Genomic DNA, 17,992 nt, shown 5'->3' on the forward strand with positions numbered 1-17,992 from the left:
GTTCTAAACCAAACTTAGGAGGAATTAAGATGACAGAGAGACGTATGATTGGACCCACTAAATTTGAAGAGTACTCGGAGAAATACAAGGAATTCCTGTTAATGACCCGCCGTGACGGAATCATTGAAGTGCGTCTGCACACCGACGGAGGTTCGTACAAGCACAATTGGGAAGCTCATACCGCCTGGTCTCATGCCTGGTCAGATATTGGCCGTGACCCTGAGAACGAAGTCATGATTATTTCGGGAACTGGGGATAAATGGTTGATTGGCGACCCTGAGGTCTGGAATACGAAATTCATGGATTGGCCGAAGCAAAAGAAGCTCGAACAGTATCATGAATCACTGAGACTGCTTGAAAATCTGATCTTCTGCATTGACATCCCGACCATCGGGGCGGTCAACGGGCCGGGAACGCACTGTGAACTCGCAACGCTCTGTGATATTACCATTTGTACAGAAGACGCTGACTTTTTCGATCCGCATTATCTGGGAGGCACGCCTCCGGGAGATGGAATGCTGCTCACACTGCAGAGCATGATCGGTTTCAAAAAAGCAGCCTATTACGCCTACACCGGCAAGAATATCAATGGTCAGACCGCCTTGGATCTGGGTATTGTCAGTGAAGTGCTGCCCCGCGAAAAGCTTCTTCCACGCGCTTGGGAGCTCGCGGAGATGATCATGCAGGCACCGCGTTCAACGAGACATCTGTCTCACTCCATTATCTCCCGGCCATGGAAGCAAGCTCTGGTCGCCGATCAGGGATTCCAGCTTGCCCACCAAATGTACGACATGGCCATTGATGAAGAAGGAGCGCTGGAGCGGCTGAAGAAAATGCAAGGACGCCTGATGGGCAACGATGTTCAATAGAAAGATGACGGGACCTACTCGGCTCGAAGAATACTCGGAGAAGTACAAGGACTTATTCCTCATGACCCGCCGCGGCGGTATCCTCGAAGTGCGTATGCACACTGACGGGGGACCTATACAATTCGACTGGCCGGTCCAAGCGGCATATGGTCATGTATGGTCCGATATTGGCCGTGATCCTGAGAATGAGGTCATGATCCTTACAGGGACAGGAGAGCTGTGGCAGACAGGCAATCCTGAAGTCTGGACAACCAAATTCATGGATTGGCCGAATCGCCGGAAGCTGGAAATGTACCATGAGTCACTCAGAATGATTGAAAATATGATCTATTGCATGGACATCCCCACGATTGGGGCGATCAATGGCACAGGCGCACACTGGCAGTTGGGGACGCTCTGCGATATTACCATTTGTGCGGAAGACACAGCATTCTTCGATGCCCATTATCTGGGCGGTGTTCCGCCTGGAGATGGAATCGTCCTGGCACTTCAAAAGATACTGGGAATCAAGAAAGCGGCATTTTATGCATACACGGGCATGAACATTAATGCTCAAACGGCATTAGAGCTCGGTCTGGTCAGTGAGGTGCTGCCTTATGAACAGCTTCTTCCACGGGCATGGGAGCTGGCAGAGATGATCATGCAGGCACCCCGCTCTACAAGACATCTTGCTCATTCGATTGTATCGCATCCGTGGAAAGAAGCCCTTGCCAATGATCAAGGCTTCCAGCTTACTCACCAATTGTATGACATGGCCATTGATGAAGAGGGAATTCATGAGCGGCTGATGAAGATCAAGGAACGTTTTCAGAGGAGTGGGCAATAGCCGGAAAGGATGTATGGGTGCTATGAGATCGTTGACTGAACTCTATAAGATTGGCAGTGGACCGTCCAGCTCCCATACCATGGGGCCGGAGAAAGCGGCCAGAATCTTCAAGTCAGAAAATGAAGATGCAGACCAATTTAAGGCGTTGATTTATGGTTCCCTTGCCAAAACAGGTAAAGGCCATATGACGGACAAAGCTATTATTAGAGCACTGTCACCCGTTAGGGCGGAGGTTCAATTTGTTCCGCAGGCAGATTTTGTTCTGCCCCATCCCAATACCATGGACTTGTTCGCTTACAAAGGCGGGCGGCAAACCGCATCCATGCGTGCTGTCAGTATCGGCGGCGGGGATATCGTGATTGAGGGGCGGGAGGAGACGCATGGGCCTGATGTTTACCCGGAGAACAGCTTTGCAGAGATCAGTACCTTTTGTAAAGCGAATCATATCCGGCTAAGCGATTACGTCGAGCAGCGTGAAGGCAAACAGATCTGGGAATTCCTCCAAGGAATCTGGGAAGCGATGAAGTATTCGATCGACGAAGGGCTGTCCGTCACAGGTATTCTGGAAGGCGGTCTTAATGTCGAACGCAAGGCGAAATATCTCTATCATCAGGGGCATGTGGATGAGAGCCCGGAGACACGGGAGAACCGGATCGTCAGCGCATACGCTTTCGCCGTCAACGAACAGAATGCCGCCGCCGGCACAGTCGTAACGGCTCCGACCTGCGGAGCCAGCGGTGTTGTCCCTGCCTCGCTTCGTTATATGCAGGGGAAGATGCAGGTCCCGGACGAACAGATTCTCAGGGCTCTGGCCGTCGGAGGGCTCATGGGCAATCTGGTCAAGCAGAACGCCTCCATCAGCGGCGCTCAGTGCGGCTGCCAGGCGGAGGTTGGCACGGCTTGCTCGATGGCATCAGCTGCACTGGCTGAACTGTCTGGTATGGAGATCGATCAGATTGAGTATGCGGCGGAGGTTTCCATGGAGCACCACTTGGGATTAACCTGTGATCCGATTAACGGACTGGTTCAGATTCCTTGCATCGAGCGGAATGCTGTCGGTGCGATGCGGGCGATCAATGCGCTGAGTCTGGCCAAATTCTTGTCTGGTACCCGTAAGATATCCTTTGATTTGGTTGTACAGACCATGTATGAGACAGGCCTGGATATGAACAGTAGTTACCGCGAAACTTCAGAGGGCGGGCTCGCTAAGCTCTATAAAATGGACAGCTAAATGATGCGATGATGGGGCATTAATTCCATACTTATGTAATGAGATTGAAGAACATCCCTAACTGGTGGTTGGCAGAAGGGATGTTCTTTTGTGCGATTGACACCGCATCGTGCTAACGGGTGAAAATCCCAAGTATACCGCGGATGGCTAACGTATCGGCTGCGTGTGTGAACATGGCCTTAACTATGTTCAGACAACCGACCCTGGTCTTTATAAATTTCAGAATATCTCGTTCAGTTAACCCATAGATGATGTGAAACCTAAAAAAACGGATTGTCTCATGACCACCCGTTTTTTTAGGTTAGGTATAGATATATAAGTTTATTGCATAGTCAGATTTTTGGTAATGACGATGCCGATAACTTTCCCATTCTTTATACTGAATTGAATCCAGTACTGATTATCTGTTGAGTGTTGAAGCTATGCATCTTTTGAGCGTATAAACTACTCATCACTTGAAGAAGGAACAGCGTCAGGGTAAGCCTCATTTATTTCCGCAGTAGTGCTTCCAATGTGAATCCCCCGAGGCGTACTTCCTTCAAAGCCACCGATAACATTGAATTGCCAAATTGAGGTTCCAAAATCAATGGTGCCCCCATGATCCTTAAAAATCTAGTACTGCGTATCGCCTAAATTTCAGGGTATAATCTGTTGAGCCTGATCCGAGCATCTTTTGTTGTGAATTGCCAATTAACGGTCGAACGTGCAGTGTTCCGGTCGGATTGCCAAGCCGCTACGCGTGAGATCATTTCTTCTTTGGTGGCCACATAATCGGAAAGCGCCTGTCGGCTCAACACGCCTATCTCAATTTCAGCCATGTTCAGCCAGCTTCCATGCTTCGGCGTATGATGGATTTCCAGTTTGTCCGCTAATCGTTTTGCCTCGGCTGGCTCAAACGCTTCGTATAACGAGCCGATGCTATGCGTGTTGAGGTTGTCCATAACCAAGACGATCTGCTCGGCTTCCGGATAGTGGGTGTCTACAAGTTCCTTGATGCAAGCTGCAAAATCAACACGCGCCCGATGATCACTAACACGTACATGACGCTTTGCTTCCTGCGGCGCGAACATCATAAACAGGTTGACAACACCGTTGCGTTTGTATTCGTAATCGATACGCTTCGGCTCGCCTGGCTTGGCCGGAAAGGAAGGCCTCGTTTCCATTGTGAGCTGGCGGTTCGTTCATCCAAACAAATCAAGGGCCGCTTGGGGTCATAGGGACGTTGGTAAACATCCAGTACATCCTCCATGCGTGCCACGAACTCGCCGGAAGCTTCCGGGATACACCACTGTTTCTTCAGCCACGGTTTAAGTTTGTTTTTTTCATCATACGTTGTATCGTCATGGGCGAAATTTCATCTACAATTTCCAGTTTAACCATGCGATCGGGGAGCAGTCGAACCGACCATCTGCTGTACCCTTCGGATGGCTCACTACAGGCAATGGCGACCAGTTTCGCCTCGGTCTCACCATCAAACTTGATCTTGCGATTGGCTTGTTTTTCAAGCTCCAATGCCGTTTCGAAGCCTTTTTCGACCAGCCGTTTTCGCAAATTTCGGACGGTGCTTTCACTTGTATGATAGGCTTCTGCAATTCGGGTATCTGGCCACGCTGGTCCCAACTCGTCTTCATCGGCTTTCAGTACATATGAGCGTGCTTGATTTTATATCCGACAACTTTACCTTTTTTAATCAGTTGTTCTAATTGCTCACGCTCTTCTTGGCTCAATTCAACGACCCATCTTTTTTCCATTTCCAGTTCCTCAAATCCTTTTTATTGGATTTATCGGCTGGCGAGTCTTTCACTATTAATTCCTGAAGAGAAGTACGAGGTGTTGGTAATGAAGAAAAATAATTCGGACAATTCAGAACTAGCTCAAATTACCCGAGAGATACGGAAACTTCAATTCTACTTCAATATGCTGTCAGGATTGAGCGCAAGTTGTGGTGTGATGATACCTTTAGACTCTATTTATACGCTTATAAGGGAACTTTCGGATCAAGAGGCCAGTCTTAGGCAAAAAGCAAAGGACCACTCAGACTATCTAGGGTGAAAAAAGGCTTGAATTGACTGTTGGTAAAACAATGAGAGGAGCTGGAATAATGGAGGGGAATGGAATTTTATTCGATGAAGTATCGGAAGTGCTTCTCAAACTACGTCCTTTCTTACTGCGTGACGGTGGAGATGCTGAATTAGTCGAGGTTGAGAACGGTATAGCCAAATTAAGATTTTTGGGAGCTTGCAACGGTTGCCCAAGTGCTACGATTACGTTAAAGGCTGCTATTGAGCGCGCAATTCTTGAGGAAATCGATGATATTAAAGAAGTTGTACAAGTATTCTAAATTCATTTTAACAGAAACATAGAAGGTGTCGTCGGAAAGGAACTCTTCATGGGTTCCTTTTTCAATAATCATACCGTTCTTCATCATAAGGATGACATCCGCAGAATTTTATAGCCGATGAGCAATAGTACTCATTATTTTGATTGCCCTCATAATACTATCACCTGATCTGCGTATATACACTCCAGCTATTTACAAAGTGGCCGATGGAGAATATAAGGGCAGGGACAACAAAGAGATAAGAGTGCAGCCAATATGCCAGAAGGACAAAATACAACATTGGGAAGAGGGCCATGGGTATTGGGATAGGACCTAAGGGTTTAAACAATAATGAAAACTCCCGGCCGCCCCCAAAAAAGCGAATCCAGCATAGGTAGTAAATTATGAGGCAGATCCCCATTAGAAGTGTTATATAGTCTATAGGTTGCTCTGCAATCTTTCGCCCATAGAGGATAGGCAGAACAAAACAAGTGATTTGGCCAATCCGTTCGAATACCGTAAAGAGAATAGAGGTAGAGGTTAATTTGGGAATGGATCGTGGTGCAAAGCGTAATAATAGAAGGTTTGGCAACAAAATCAGAAGCGATATCAGAAACCCCTTATAGTGTAACCCCATCTGCAAGCTCCGTTCTACTTATCCTTTAGAAATAAAATATCCCAGTGTATGAAAAAGGTCAATCAGATTATGTACACTCTTGATCCGCATGATAATTTCAGAAAGGATGTTAGTTGTTAATACCAAAAAGTACTCCGGTAACCTTAAGCGGCTTCTGAAGTACTCTTTGTTTGATTTACAGATGTTCTTAAGCTATGGCTGGTCCAGAAATGGGACAAGTTAAGGAAGCTTGTTGCCCGCTGCACGATAAATCTCGTACCATTCCTGACGGGTCAGCGTGATATCCGACGCTTTGGCAATATCAAGCAGACGCTGGGTATTAGTCGTGCCCACGATGGGCTGCATGTTGGCCGGATGTCTGAGCAGCCAGGCAATCGCGATGGCGGTGTCGGCAACCTCTTTTTCAGCGGCCAGGCGGCCAATGACTTCATTTAATTCAGGGAACTTCTCGTTGCCCAGGAATACGCCCTCAAAGAAGCCGTATTGGAACGGTGACCAAGGCTGGATGGTCATATCATGCAGGCGGCTGTACTCCAGAATGCCTCCATCATGTACAACCGAACCGGTGTTGGTCATGTTGACGTTGAAGCCGGCATCAATCATGCCTGAGACCATAATGCTAAGCTGCAGCTGATTGAAGAGCAGCGGCTGTTTGACATTTTTTTTGAGCAGCTCGATTTGCAGCGGGTTCAGGTTGCTGACACCGAAGTGCTTAACCATGCCCTTTTGCTCCAGGAGATCAAAGGCTTCAGCCACTTCCTCCGGCTCCATCAGCGTGTCGGGGCGGTGCAGCAGGAGCACGTCTACATAATCGGTTTTCAGACGCTTCAGGCTGTTCTCCACCGACTGGACAATATGCTCCTTGGAGAAGTCGAAAAAGCCTTGGCGGATTCCGCATTTCGTCTGGATCATCAGCTGATCACGCATGCCCGGGCTGGCGGCAAGTACGCCGCCGAATACTTCTTCAGCTTTACCGGCTGCATAAATATCCGCATGATCAAAAAAGTCTATTCCGGCCTCCAGCGCACTGTGAATATGCATGTCAGCGTCTTGCGGAGACAGATCGGCAAGACGCATGCAGCCTAAAGAAATCTGGGCGACCTCAAGCTGGCTGTTGCCTGCTTTAATTTTTTTTACCATTGTTTGCTCACTCCTCAAATGTAAGGTTCCTAGTAAAGTGTAGACCTTAGAGTTAACTGTAAGTCAATAGATTTTTAAAGCGCTTTTAATAGAACGCGAATGGTGTTACTTTAGAGATGGAACCAAAGCCAAAGGCGGAAGGGAGCTGTTATCATGGGATACAGCATCAAAACCATATCACAAAAAAGCGGTCTGAGCCAATATACGTTACGTTATTACGAAAGAGAGGGCGTACTGCCCGTGGTTGCCAGGGATGAGAACGGAAACCGTTGTTTTCACGATGAGGATCTGGAGCTGATTTCGTTAATTTGCTGCCTGAAGGATACCGGGATGCCGATAGCAGATATCAAACAGTTTATCTTGTTATCCAAGGAAGGAATCAGCACACTATCCGAGCAGCGGAAATTGCTGCAGGCTCATAAGCTGCATATTGATGAGAAGATTAAGTTTTTCCAGACCTTTGCGCAAAAGATAGATCATAAAATTGCTTATTTTTCCTCGCTTGAGGAGGAGGCTAAGGCGGATTGCAAGTAATCTTACAGAGGTAGTCAGCGTCAGCGATGGCTGCGTATTAAGGGATGAGGAGATATACCCATTCGGGTGGGGGATCGGCATCTAAAGTTCAACCTATAGAGAGATCCATAGCCACTATCCGTTAGCTACGGATAGTGGCTTGTTTGCTTGCTGCGGCTATCCACACGGATACCCGCCCATCCGCAGCAGTGCATTTCATCAGGAGAAGCGCTGGCGGTATTGCCGGGGAGAGATCCCTTCCAGCTTCATGAAGCTAGAGCTGAAATAGGGAGCCTGGTTGAAGCCGACTTCTTCAGCAATCCGTGCGATGGGGAAGCTGGTCTGCATCAGCAGCAGCTTGCTCTGTTCAATGCGGTAGCGGAGCAGGTATTCCATTGGAGAGCAGCCGTACTCCCTGTTCATACAGCGGGCAATATAGACCGGATGAAAATTCAGGCTGTCTCCCAGCATGCCCGTCGTGATCTCCTCGCGGTAATGGGCACGCAGATAAGAGGCGGCTTGCTCGGCGCAAGCGGTGGTCAACGAGACGGTCTGCTCCCGGTGCATGGAGGCGGAGAGCTGCTGCAAGCTGCTTAAGACACGGCTCCCCCCGGTTCTATCTTCAATCCGAAGAAGAGCCGGGGGTTATTTGTGTGCTCACGAAGCTGCCGGAAAGGTCCAAATTCTCACGATTCTGCACAAAAGTCCGAAATGTACACTGCACGGTTAGCAACATAATGCAGGAATACCCTCAAGCTGCACTGTTCGCCGGAAGGGGGGGCTCCTATACTTGGGTCATACATTGGACGGAGCCGCTGAGCGCAGCAGGAGTGTCCAAGCGGAGGCGGGAAATCGGGCGCCGCTGCAACTTATATATAGGTATAGGAGAGTGAAGGCTTTGAGACAGCGCAAACGCAAGAATCGAATGCCGCTAGCCATTGAACTTCCCTTAAAGGGAACGGGTCAGCTGTCATCACAGATGGGGGCCGGCATGAAAAAGAAGAAAAAAGGATTTCTGCATGAGCTAATCCATAACCGTGTTCTTTTTCTGATGCTGCTTCCGACACTGCTGTTTTTTCTGGTGAATTCGTATTTTCCGATGGTCGGAGTTTATTATGCGTTCACTCAATTTGATTTCAATTCCGGACTGTTCGATGCACCGTTCGTGGGCCTCAAAAACTTTGAGTTTCTCTGGAAATCCGGGACATTGGTGAAGCTTACGCTCAATACGATCGGTTACAATCTGGCGTTTATCCTGCTGGGCAACATGCTGGCGATTGTCTGTGCCATTCTGCTCAGCGAGCTGCGCGTCAAATGGTTCAAGAAGCTTACCCAGTCGATCATGTTCCTGCCGTACTTTGTCTCCTTCGTGATCCTGAGCGTTATCGTCTACAATGTATTCAATTATGATAACGGTTTCTTGAATACCCTGCTTGCCCAGTTCGGAGCCGGTCCAGTGGATGTCTACAATAAACCGGTCGTCTGGATCTTCCTCATCATCTTGTTCTATCTCTGGAAAAACCTTGGCTATAGCATGGTAATCTATCTCGCGGCCATTACGGGGATCAGCGATGAGTACTATGAAGCGGCCAAAATTGACGGAGCGCATATTTTCCAGCGGATCTGGTATATCACGGTGCCCATGCTGAAATCGACCTTTGTTGTGCTGCTGCTGTTCTCGCTGGGCAGCATTATGAAAGGGCAGTTTGACCTCTTTTATCAGCTGATCGGTAACAATGGCGTGCTCTACAATACCACGGACATTCTGGATACGTATGTATTCCGGTCACTCAAGGTTACCTTTGATATCGGAATGGCGACTTCTGCGGGGCTGTACCAATCCCTGTTCGGCTTTATCCTGATCATGACGGTGAACTACATTATCCGCAGAATCAATGATGACTACGCGTTGTTCTAAAAGGTGCAATAGGAGGAAAAGAGCATGCATATCAAAGATGACCATTATACAAGGATGCTGCAGGGGCTGGCTTACACCGTAATCATATTAGGTTCACTGGCCTGCCTTATTCCATTCCTGCTGATTATTTCGGCTTCCTTGACTGCCAATGATTCTATCATTAAGGATGGGTATCATTTTATACCGGCGCAATTCTCGCTGGAAGGCTACAAGACGGTGTTCACGTTCCCGGATGAGGTGTTGCGGGCTTATGGTGTTACGCTGTTTACGACGGTGACGGGTACGGTGCTGGGGCTGTTTTTTATGACGATGGCCGGGTATGTGCTGGCACGTAAAGACTTCAAATACCGCAATACGTTTTCCTTCTACATCTATTTCACAACCTTGTTCGGCGGGGGGCTGGTGCCTTGGTACATCATGATGACCAAATATCTGCATCTGACCGATTCGTATGGTGCGCTGATTTTTCCGGGGCTGATGACCCCGTTCCTGATTATTCTGATGAAGAACTTTATCCGCTCGGCCGTTCCTGAGGAACTGTTCGAATCCGCCAAAATTGATGGGGCCGGTGATTTCAAAATCTACTGGCGGATCGTGCTCCAGCTGTCGATGCCCGGCATTGCCACGGTAGGCCTGTTTCTTGCCCTGGCTTATTGGAATGACTGGTTCTCGTCTTCGCTGTTCATCAATGATCCGCATAAATATCAGCTGCAGTTCCATCTGTACAATGTAATCAACTCAGCGGCATTCATTGCTAATATGGGCGCTGGTACGGGTGTCAGCCTGGGAGCCGACCTGCCCACCGAGTCGACCAAGATGGCGATGGCGATTGTCGTTACCGGACCTATTCTGTTTCTGTATCCGTTCATCCAGCGTTATTTTGTAAAAGGCTTGACGATCGGGGCTGTAAAAGGTTAGAACCGTATGGTGGAGCATGCCATTACGGTGTGCCTGTTATCCGGCTAACATAGCGTCATATTCTGATAGATGTGCTGACAAACAAACTTTAGGAGGGTTCATCATGAAAAAGAAAGCAGGCAGAAGATCACTGGTAACGCTTACGACAGCTGCGCTGGCTCTTTCGCTGCTCGCGGGATGCGGCGGCAATAACAGCAGCAACAATAGTGCAAGCAGCGAAACAGACGGTAATGCAGGCACAGCCGTGAAAACAGACAGCAGCACGGCAGCCCCGGCAGATACCGGAATCGACACTTCGAAGAAGGTGGAGCTGCAGTTCTATATGCTTGGGGATGCCCCTAAGGATCTGCCGGTGATTCAAGAGGAAATTAACAAGATGGCTCAGGAAGAACTGAATGCTACCGTTAAATTCAACTATACGAGCTGGACGGATTGGGACCAGAAATATAAGCTGCTGCTGTCTTCCGGCCAGGCGATTGATCTGATTTTTACAGCGGACTGGACGCAGTACCAATCCTATGCGAAACGCGGCGCGTTCCTGGCCATTGATGAATTGCTGCCAAAGGCGGCCCCGGAGCTGCAGAAATTTGTACCTGAGTCCATGTGGGAAGATGTGAAGGTGGATGGTAAAATCTATACGGTTCCTGCAACTTATAAAGAGTATGTGACCAACGGTTTCGTATGGCGGGAGGATCTGCGCAAGAAATACAATCTTCCACAGCCTACCGATATGGCCAGCTATGAGGCCTATATGGACGGTATTGCCAAAAACGAGCCGGATATGATGCCTATGTCCCTCAACAGCGATATCGGCAATAATCTGCACTACATTTATACTGAGCTGAACAAAATGGTTGGAGCGCTGCCTTATGGTATGGGTGTGAAGTATGAATCTCCTGCTACCGTATACACCTACTGGGGTTCCGATGAGCAAAAAGAAGAGCTGAAAACGATGAAACGCTGGGCAGAAAAAGGCTTCATTCCTAAAAACGTGCTGAACATCAAAGACACGATGCAGGACCCGGTCACCTCCGGCAAAGCGGCCAGCATGTTCGGGGATAACCCGACACGCTATAATGACATGAAGATGAAGATCAGTACGACGCATCCCGATTGGGAGCTGGGCTATTATCCGTTCGGGAAAACCACAGGTTATGCTACACCGGTACATCCGATACACAATGGTTTTGCCATTCCCAAGAACAGCAAAAATCCGGAAAGAGCACTCGCTTTCTATCAGAAGCTGGTCCTGGACAAACGGTATAACCAGTTGACGGAATACGGTATTGAAGGCAAGAATTACACCGTGGAAGACGGCTACTACAAACTGGTCGGCACGAGCCAATCTAATGGCTTCTCCCGTGAGGGGATGAACGGCTGGGCGTGGAGAAATCCGGAATTCATGCTGTTCGACAAAGGTTTTGATGGTGTGAAGGCTATCTTCGAAGAACTGGACAAAATTCAGAAGCCAGACCTGTTCCTGGGCTTTGCAGAAGACTATTCCTCGTATCAGGCGGAAAAAGCGGCACTGGAGCAAGTGGAGAAGCAATACCTCTTCCCGCTGGAGGCAGGCCTTGTGGATGATATTGATAAAGGGCTGGAAACCTTTATGCAGAAGGCTAAGCAAGCCGGGCTGGAGAAGATTCAGGCCGAATGGACGAAGCAGTGGAACGCTTATGTGGCGGAGAAAGGGATTAAGTAGTGCAGAGATGCCCCGAAAGCCTATGGCTGGCGGGGCTTTTTGCTGCGCTTTGCTCAGGGGGAAGGGCATTTTGGTGCTGGGCAGCTGCGTGGAATGTTTGGACTTTCGGCCGCTGGCGCTCCTACAGTTCCAAACTTCCCCTCCGCTGCTTTCACCTTGAGGAGAGTAGAAGAGGCGGCCACTACCGGGACTATCTCGGGCTCGCCCAAATCAGATGAACCATGTTAAGCCAGTAGCTTTCCACCTTATTGATTTTGAGACCCGACTCTTCGATCAGTCCTAAAATGTTTCTTGTATAGTGACAGCCATAAGCACGATATAATAGCGGATTAAGTGTTTTTTGGACAACAGACACCGCAGGGTTAGAGCTGATCCCATGCTCCATGAGAAGAATTTGCCCATTCGGTCTGCACCACCGGTTGATCTTATTCAACACCAGTAATGGATTATCATAACTGCAGAAGGATAACGTAGAAACAATGGTGTCGAATGAATGATCGGAGAAGCTCATTTCTTCAATATCCGAACAAATAAAAGTACCCTCAATATGGTGATGTTGTGCCGCCCGTTTGGCTTTCTCTAGCATCGCCTCACTAAAGTCAGTTGCGGTAACCTTTATGTCTGGAGGATAAAACGGGAAATTCGCACCTGCCCCCACGGCAAGCTCAAGCACCTCGCCCTTCGCATGACTTAAAAGCTGTTGGCGCCAACGTTTTTGTTGCGGATCTTCTCTTTTGTTATCATATTGGTTTGCCTGCTTATCAAAAATACGTATTAGCTTCTGCTTCTCCACCGATCTCCCACCTTGCAATTGAACTTGGAACTTTCCCTGTTAAAGTCTATTTCGCCAAAAGGCTCACGTTACCTTTTTTTGTAACTGATCTGCCCTTACTTCAATAAAGAGGCTTGCAGAACGCTTTCTTTTTGCGCAAAAAGAAACAGGGGCATCCCAGCAGCCATTTCATGGCTTTTGAGGCAGCCCCTGTTTTCACGCGTTTTTGGAACGCCGGTAATCGGTGGGGGTGGTGCCGAAGCTGCGCTTGAACATCCGGTGCAGGTAGGAGCTGCTGGTAAAGCCGCAGCGCTCGGCGATGATGGTTACCGGAAGATCGGTACTCTCCAGCAGGCTGCATACTTCACGCATGCGCACCTCCAGAATGGTGTCCACGATGCTGGACATGGTCTGCTGCTTGTATAGCCGGCTGATATAGATCGGGGACATATCAAGTTCGTCCGCGATCTGGTTCAGGCTAAGGTTCGGCTCCATATAATTCTCGTTTATTTTCTGATTAATCATGAGGATCAGATCATGCTGCTTGGAGCTTTTTTTCTCAGCGAGCTGCTCCCGCATTTCACTGAACAGCACGAAGAAGGCTTCTTCCAGTTCAGCAACGGTTTCTACGGAATCCAGAGCGGGCAGCCCTGATGTCCCGTCACATTGTAAACGGTTACGTTTTTGGACGGTACTGATGATTTCTTTGATCGTCACACTGAGCCTGGACAATGCTAATTGCACGGTATGGAACGGATAAGATTCCGCTTCACGGAGGATGGCGCTGAAATGCTCCTGGGCGTCCTCCACTTTGCCGCTCATCAGAGCGTCGATAAGTTTCTTTTCCTTCTCGGTAGGATAGTGGTAGGTATTGGCCTGCAGACTGCTAACGGCCTGGGCGCTGATGATGCAGCCATGCCCGTAGAACAGACGATGATTTGAAGCTTCCCGGACCTGCTTATACAGCTGATGCAGCTGCAGGGCATTCCGGTCAATATGGCTGTAGGTAAGGGTGAGGCTCACTTTCAGATAATCCGAGCAGGCCTGCTGAATCTGCCGCAGCAGCGTCTCGATCAGTCCTGTATCGGTGTATTCTACCGGATCAATGATATTCAGCAGCACCAGTATGCCGTCATCATTCATATCTACGGTCTCGACACGGTAAGTCTGGCCGCAGATTTCCGAAGCGATGTTCATAATGGCAAATTTGTAGGCCAGCAAATAAGAGGATCTGGCTTCCCTGAATTCATTATAGTTGTCAATCCGCAGCAGGATGAGGCGGTAATCGTCATTGAACGTAAAGTGAATGCCAAGCTGCCTCAGCTTCTCCACCTGCTGCATGGATTGCAGCGGCTTTAACCCCAGCACCAGATCGCGCACCGTATTTTGTCTAATCATAAACATGCTGTCACGTTTTTCGCTTTCGAGAATATTCATCTCGCTGACGATCCGGTGAATGGGCAGGTACAGCCTTTTGGACATGATCCAGGACAGCCCGATGCCTCCCACCAGAATAATGACGGCAATGAGCAGGGTAGCGTTCCGGATGTTGTCGGTCTGCTCGGTGATGATGTCATACGGTGTGATCCGCACATACTGCCAGCTTAAAGCATCCGGGGCGGTATAAGAAATCAGTGAATTCACTCCTGCAAATTTGCCGATAAAATAACCTGCGGAGTCGCCCTTGACCTTCTGGTCGATCCAGCGGGTTTCCTCCGGGGAAAGCTCCTGCTGCTCCAGGCTGTTGCTGGACAGGAAGGCGCCATGGTCTGCCAGGATAAAGGTTGAGCTTTTGGAATCTATAGAACTGGTAATCTCTTTGTTGATCCAGGGCGCGGAGATGTTCACAATCACTGCTGAATTAATCGCCCGGTCCCAACCGATGGCATCAAAGCATAGAAAGGTATAGGCCCGGACCTGATCGTCCTCCTCGGCACCATTGGAATAGACCCGCGGAATCGGCATAAACGGCTTGTATTCCTCATAGTGGTTCAGGATGTCCAGAATGTTCTTATCCACCAGTTCCTGTTCGGTAAAAACACCGTTTTGTCCGCTGGAGGAGGCAATATAGAGTTTTTCGCTTTTCGGATTATAGACATAAATGGATTCAATGTATGGCATCGAACTTAAGTAATTACCAAGCTCGGACATTGCGGCCGTGACGTCGTAAATATCCGGCTTGTCGTAAAGTACAATTTTGGAGACGGTGCTGTTACGGTAGATTTGAAAGGAAAGCGATTGTGCAGCATCGTTCATGTTTACAACCTCTCTGCTTGTTTTGGTGAGGTCGCTAAGGTCGGAGCGGAAGGCCTGCGTCTTTTCGACGCCAATATAGTAGTTGTAATAAATGATCGTGGAGACGAGGAAGGTTAAGGACACACATAACGTCATACTGACTAATATTTTGCTGTACAGTGCTCTTTTGTTGCCAATCTTATTCAGTCTCATTGACATCCCCCTGACTTCATTGTCTGTACTGGCGATATAAGCCCTCTCTATATTGTTCACAGTATAATTATAAACTTCACCCTATGAACAGAACAGTAGAGCAAGATTACAATAGTGAACAGGATGAATTGCCAGGGAGTGAACAAATCCAATATCTGTGTACAAAAGCTACTATATACGCATGATCTATTGAAAGTGAACTCCACCAGTTATGTGCATGGGATCAGACAGATTTGTTGATATTTCTTTCATTCCGCTGGCAGTACAATACGTTGTATATACCGTTAATCAACAATTTAGGGATTAAACTGCCTGAAGGCAAGGCAGTGCCTGACTACGGATGGAGGAAATAAAGATCATGAGTGCACACAAGCAGGAGAGTTATGATGTGGTCGTCTGCGGGGGCGGGCTGGCGGGAGTCTGTGCCGCCATCGCCGCAGCCAGGCAGGGGGCCAGCACCTGCCTGATTCAAGACCGGCCGGTGCTGGGCGGCAACAGCTCCTCGGAAATCCGGGTGACTCCACATGGTGCGGCGCAATTTCACGCGTATGCCCGGGAAACAGGTATTATCTCTGAACTGCTGATCGAAGAGCGTGCCGCCAATCATGAACCTATACGGGAAAACGGCTGGACGAACAGTGTATGGGATATGGCCCTCTATGATATGGCTATCCGCACTCCGAATCTGACGGTGCATCTGAATTCGACGGTTACGGCGGTGGAGAAGCATGAAACGCGGCGGCTCTCGGCGGTTAAGGTGCGGGTAGCGAATGCAGATACGATGATGACCATACAGGGCAAGGTATTCATCGACTGCACAGGCGACGCCGTGGTTGCTGACCAGGCAGGCTGCGAATGGCGCTGGGGCTCGGAGAGCCGGGAGGAGTTCGGGGAGCCGCATGCACCGCTTGCCGCCAGTACGGATACGATGGGCAGCTCGATCCATTTTAAGGCCAAAGATATGGGCCGGGAGGTTCCTTTTCGGGCACCGGATTGGGCAGTCCGGTATGACGACCCGGCTTATTTCTATGAACAGGGAAGACATTTCTATGATTTGGATGCAGGTTATTGGTGGATTGAAATCGGGGTGCCCTGGAATACGGTGTACGACAATGAACAGATCCGGCATGAATTAACCCGCCATGTGCTGGGCATCTGGGATTGGATCAAGAATAAGGACCCGCTGCTGAGAGAGAAGGCGGCCAATTATGCGCTGGACTGGGTGGGGCAGGTGCCGGGGAAAAGAGAAAGCCGCAGGGTAATGGGGCGTTATCTATTGACCGAGCATAACCCGGCAGGCCGTACGGTATTCGCGGATGAGATCGCCTACGGCGGCTGGTTCATCGACCTGCACAGTGCCGGAGGCTTGCTTGCGGCGACGGCTGAGCCCTCCAGTGCAGAAGGCTACACGGAGACAAGCGATTATGCGGTTCAGAGCTACTGCGGACCGTATGGCCTGCCGCTGCGGATGCTGATCGCGAAGGATATGGATAATCTGCTGATGGCGGGACGCAACATCAGCGCTACGCACGCGGCGCTTGGCACAGTGCGTGTGATGGGGACGACCGCGCTGCTGGGGCAGGCCGCCGGAACGGCGGCGGCTGTCGCCCTGAAGCGCGGAACCGAGGTGTGCGGACTGGAGGCGGAAGGCGTCCGCGAGGTGCAGCAGTCGCTGCTGCGCCAAGGCTGTTTTCTGCCGAACTGCCGTGGCGCAGACCCCGGGGACCTTGCCCGGGCGGCGGATATCCGGGCCAGCAGCGAGGCCCGGGTCTTCGGGGCAGGACCGGAGAGCAGGGACGGCTCCGGCGGTTTCAGCGCGGCCAGGCCCGCACCGCCGCAGGGCGGAGAGCCGTTGTCCAGCCTGCGCGGGCAGTGGATTGCCATCGGCAGACCGGAGATCAGCAAGCTGTCCGTCTGCCTCAGCAATGACTCCGGCATAGAGCAGACGGTTAAAGCAGCGCTACTGCCGGTGGATTCGATCTGGGACTACAACTGCGGTGTCGGTAAACCGCTGGCGAGCGGAACGCTCAAGGTTCCGCCCGGGCAAATGCAGTGGGTAGCCTGGGAGGTGGGGCTGGGTCCGCAGGATGGGCTGTCCGCCGGGCAATACATCCGGCTGGAGCTGGCAGAGAATCCGCAGGTGGAATGGCATATGGCCGGGATGGTCATTCCGGGCCATACCTCGGCTTATGAGATGGGGCTGTCCAGAATGCGCCGCTACCGGGATGGGGGGACGTTAAGCTTCCGCATTGATCCACCGCAGTCGTGTTACAGTCCAGCCAACGTCACCACAGGGATAACCCGTCCCTATGACTATACGAATGTGTGGCGTTCCGATCCGTCAGAGCCGCTGCCGCAATGGCTGGAGCTGCAGTGGGAGGATGCGCAGTGGATCGAAACAGTAGAGCTTACGTTTCCCGGCCATCTATTCCGCGAGTATCATTTGTATGAGCCGTTCTATCGTGATCCGCAGTGTCCCAAAGACTACTGCATTGAGATTTGGATTGCAGGGAACTGGCAGCCGGCGGTCACCGTTTATGACAACTATCAATGCCGCCGCCAGCATGTTCTGCCGGAAATGGTCAAGACAGATCGATTGCGCATAACAGTTCAGTCCACGAACGGTGATCCCAGCGCTGCGATTGCCGAGATCCGCTGCTACGCCTGATCATACATGCTCCAGTGCCGAACGCCGGCA

The 17,992-nt window shown here is 50.0% G+C and carries 14 protein-coding genes and 1 pseudogene; 9 read left to right on the forward strand and 6 right to left on the reverse strand.

The genetic code is table 11. The annotated features are described in order from the left end of the window. Positions 1-29: 29 nt before the first annotated feature. The 3 genes from AC3WT9_RS18615 to AC3WT9_RS18625 are packed head-to-tail and all read left to right on the forward strand — an operon-like array spanning position 30 to position 2,926. On the forward strand, positions 30-869 hold the full coding sequence (locus AC3WT9_RS18615; protein ID WP_341096350.1) for an enoyl-CoA hydratase/isomerase family protein: 840 nt from the start codon (positions 30-32) through the stop codon (positions 867-869). Next, positions 859-1,695, forward strand: a complete 837-nt coding sequence (locus tag AC3WT9_RS18620) for an enoyl-CoA hydratase/isomerase family protein (protein WP_492407780.1) — start codon at positions 859-861, stop codon at positions 1,693-1,695. Before AC3WT9_RS18615 ends, AC3WT9_RS18620 begins: the two co-directional genes overlap by 11 nt. 22 nt (positions 1,696-1,717) lie before the next feature. Continuing rightward, positions 1,718-2,926 (forward strand): L-serine ammonia-lyase, iron-sulfur-dependent, subunit alpha, encoded by a 1,209-nt coding sequence (locus AC3WT9_RS18625; protein WP_341096347.1) that lies wholly within the window; start codon positions 1,718-1,720, stop codon positions 2,924-2,926. Between the two features lie 629 nt (positions 2,927-3,555). Here the strand turns inward: AC3WT9_RS18625 and AC3WT9_RS18630 are convergent. Both AC3WT9_RS18630 and AC3WT9_RS18635 read right to left on the reverse strand, forming a co-directional pair. Further along, entirely contained in the window at positions 3,556-4,089 is a 534-nt protein-coding gene (locus AC3WT9_RS18630) for an IS630 family transposase (protein WP_341097784.1), read from the reverse strand. Positions 4,090-4,222: 133 nt separating this feature from the next. Further along, on the reverse strand, positions 4,223-4,546 hold the full coding sequence (locus tag AC3WT9_RS18635; RefSeq protein WP_341096346.1) for a helix-turn-helix domain-containing protein: 324 nt from the start codon (positions 4,544-4,546) through the stop codon (positions 4,223-4,225). Positions 4,547-5,027: 481 nt separating this feature from the next. Between AC3WT9_RS18635 and AC3WT9_RS18640 the strand changes: the two genes are divergently transcribed. Further along, positions 5,028-5,267 (forward strand): NifU family protein, encoded by a 240-nt coding sequence (locus AC3WT9_RS18640; protein WP_341096343.1) that lies wholly within the window; start codon positions 5,028-5,030, stop codon positions 5,265-5,267. A gap of 835 nt (positions 5,268-6,102) precedes the next feature. Here the strand turns inward: AC3WT9_RS18640 and AC3WT9_RS18645 are convergent. Continuing rightward, on the reverse strand, positions 6,103-7,023 hold the full coding sequence (locus tag AC3WT9_RS18645; protein WP_341096341.1) for an aldo/keto reductase: 921 nt from the start codon (positions 7,021-7,023) through the stop codon (positions 6,103-6,105). A 153-nt stretch (positions 7,024-7,176) separates the two neighbouring features. Here AC3WT9_RS18645 and AC3WT9_RS18650 point away from each other — a divergent pair, with 153 nt between their 5' ends. Beyond that, positions 7,177-7,557 (forward strand): MerR family transcriptional regulator, encoded by a 381-nt coding sequence (locus AC3WT9_RS18650; RefSeq protein ID WP_341096339.1) that lies wholly within the window; start codon positions 7,177-7,179, stop codon positions 7,555-7,557. A gap of 198 nt (positions 7,558-7,755) precedes the next feature. On the opposite strand, the pseudogene AC3WT9_RS18655 reads toward AC3WT9_RS18650, so the two are convergent. Beyond that, positions 7,756-8,124, reverse strand: a pseudogene (locus tag AC3WT9_RS18655) (helix-turn-helix transcriptional regulator); the annotation flags it as partial. 391 nt (positions 8,125-8,515) lie between these two features. Here AC3WT9_RS18655 and AC3WT9_RS18660 point away from each other — a divergent pair. From AC3WT9_RS18660 to AC3WT9_RS18670, 3 genes are all read left to right on the forward strand, one after another. Further along, positions 8,516-9,454 (forward strand): ABC transporter permease, encoded by a 939-nt coding sequence (locus AC3WT9_RS18660; RefSeq protein WP_341097783.1) that lies wholly within the window; start codon positions 8,516-8,518, stop codon positions 9,452-9,454. A gap of 24 nt (positions 9,455-9,478) precedes the next feature. Beyond that, complete coding sequence (locus AC3WT9_RS18665; RefSeq protein WP_038596468.1) at positions 9,479-10,372, forward strand: carbohydrate ABC transporter permease; 894 nt, start codon at positions 9,479-9,481, stop codon at positions 10,370-10,372. A gap of 103 nt (positions 10,373-10,475) precedes the next feature. After that, positions 10,476-12,074: an extracellular solute-binding protein gene (locus AC3WT9_RS18670; RefSeq protein WP_341096337.1), complete on the forward strand. Its 1,599-nt coding sequence runs from the start codon at positions 10,476-10,478 to the stop codon at positions 12,072-12,074. 190 nt (positions 12,075-12,264) lie between these two features. On the opposite strand, the gene AC3WT9_RS18675 is transcribed toward AC3WT9_RS18670, so the two are convergent. After that, complete coding sequence (locus tag AC3WT9_RS18675) at positions 12,265-12,867, reverse strand: class I SAM-dependent methyltransferase (protein ID WP_341096335.1); 603 nt, start codon at positions 12,865-12,867, stop codon at positions 12,265-12,267. Between the two features lie 195 nt (positions 12,868-13,062). Beyond that, positions 13,063-15,294 (reverse strand): AraC family transcriptional regulator, encoded by a 2,232-nt coding sequence (locus tag AC3WT9_RS18680; protein ID WP_341379797.1) that lies wholly within the window; start codon positions 15,292-15,294, stop codon positions 13,063-13,065. 358 nt (positions 15,295-15,652) lie between these two features. Between AC3WT9_RS18680 and AC3WT9_RS18685 the strand changes: the two genes are divergently transcribed. Beyond that, entirely contained in the window at positions 15,653-17,962 is a 2,310-nt protein-coding gene (locus AC3WT9_RS18685; RefSeq protein ID WP_341379796.1) for an FAD-dependent oxidoreductase, read from the forward strand. Positions 17,963-17,992 lie beyond the last annotated feature (30 nt).

This window comes from Paenibacillus sp. EB106-06-01-XG199, from assembly GCF_058791575.1.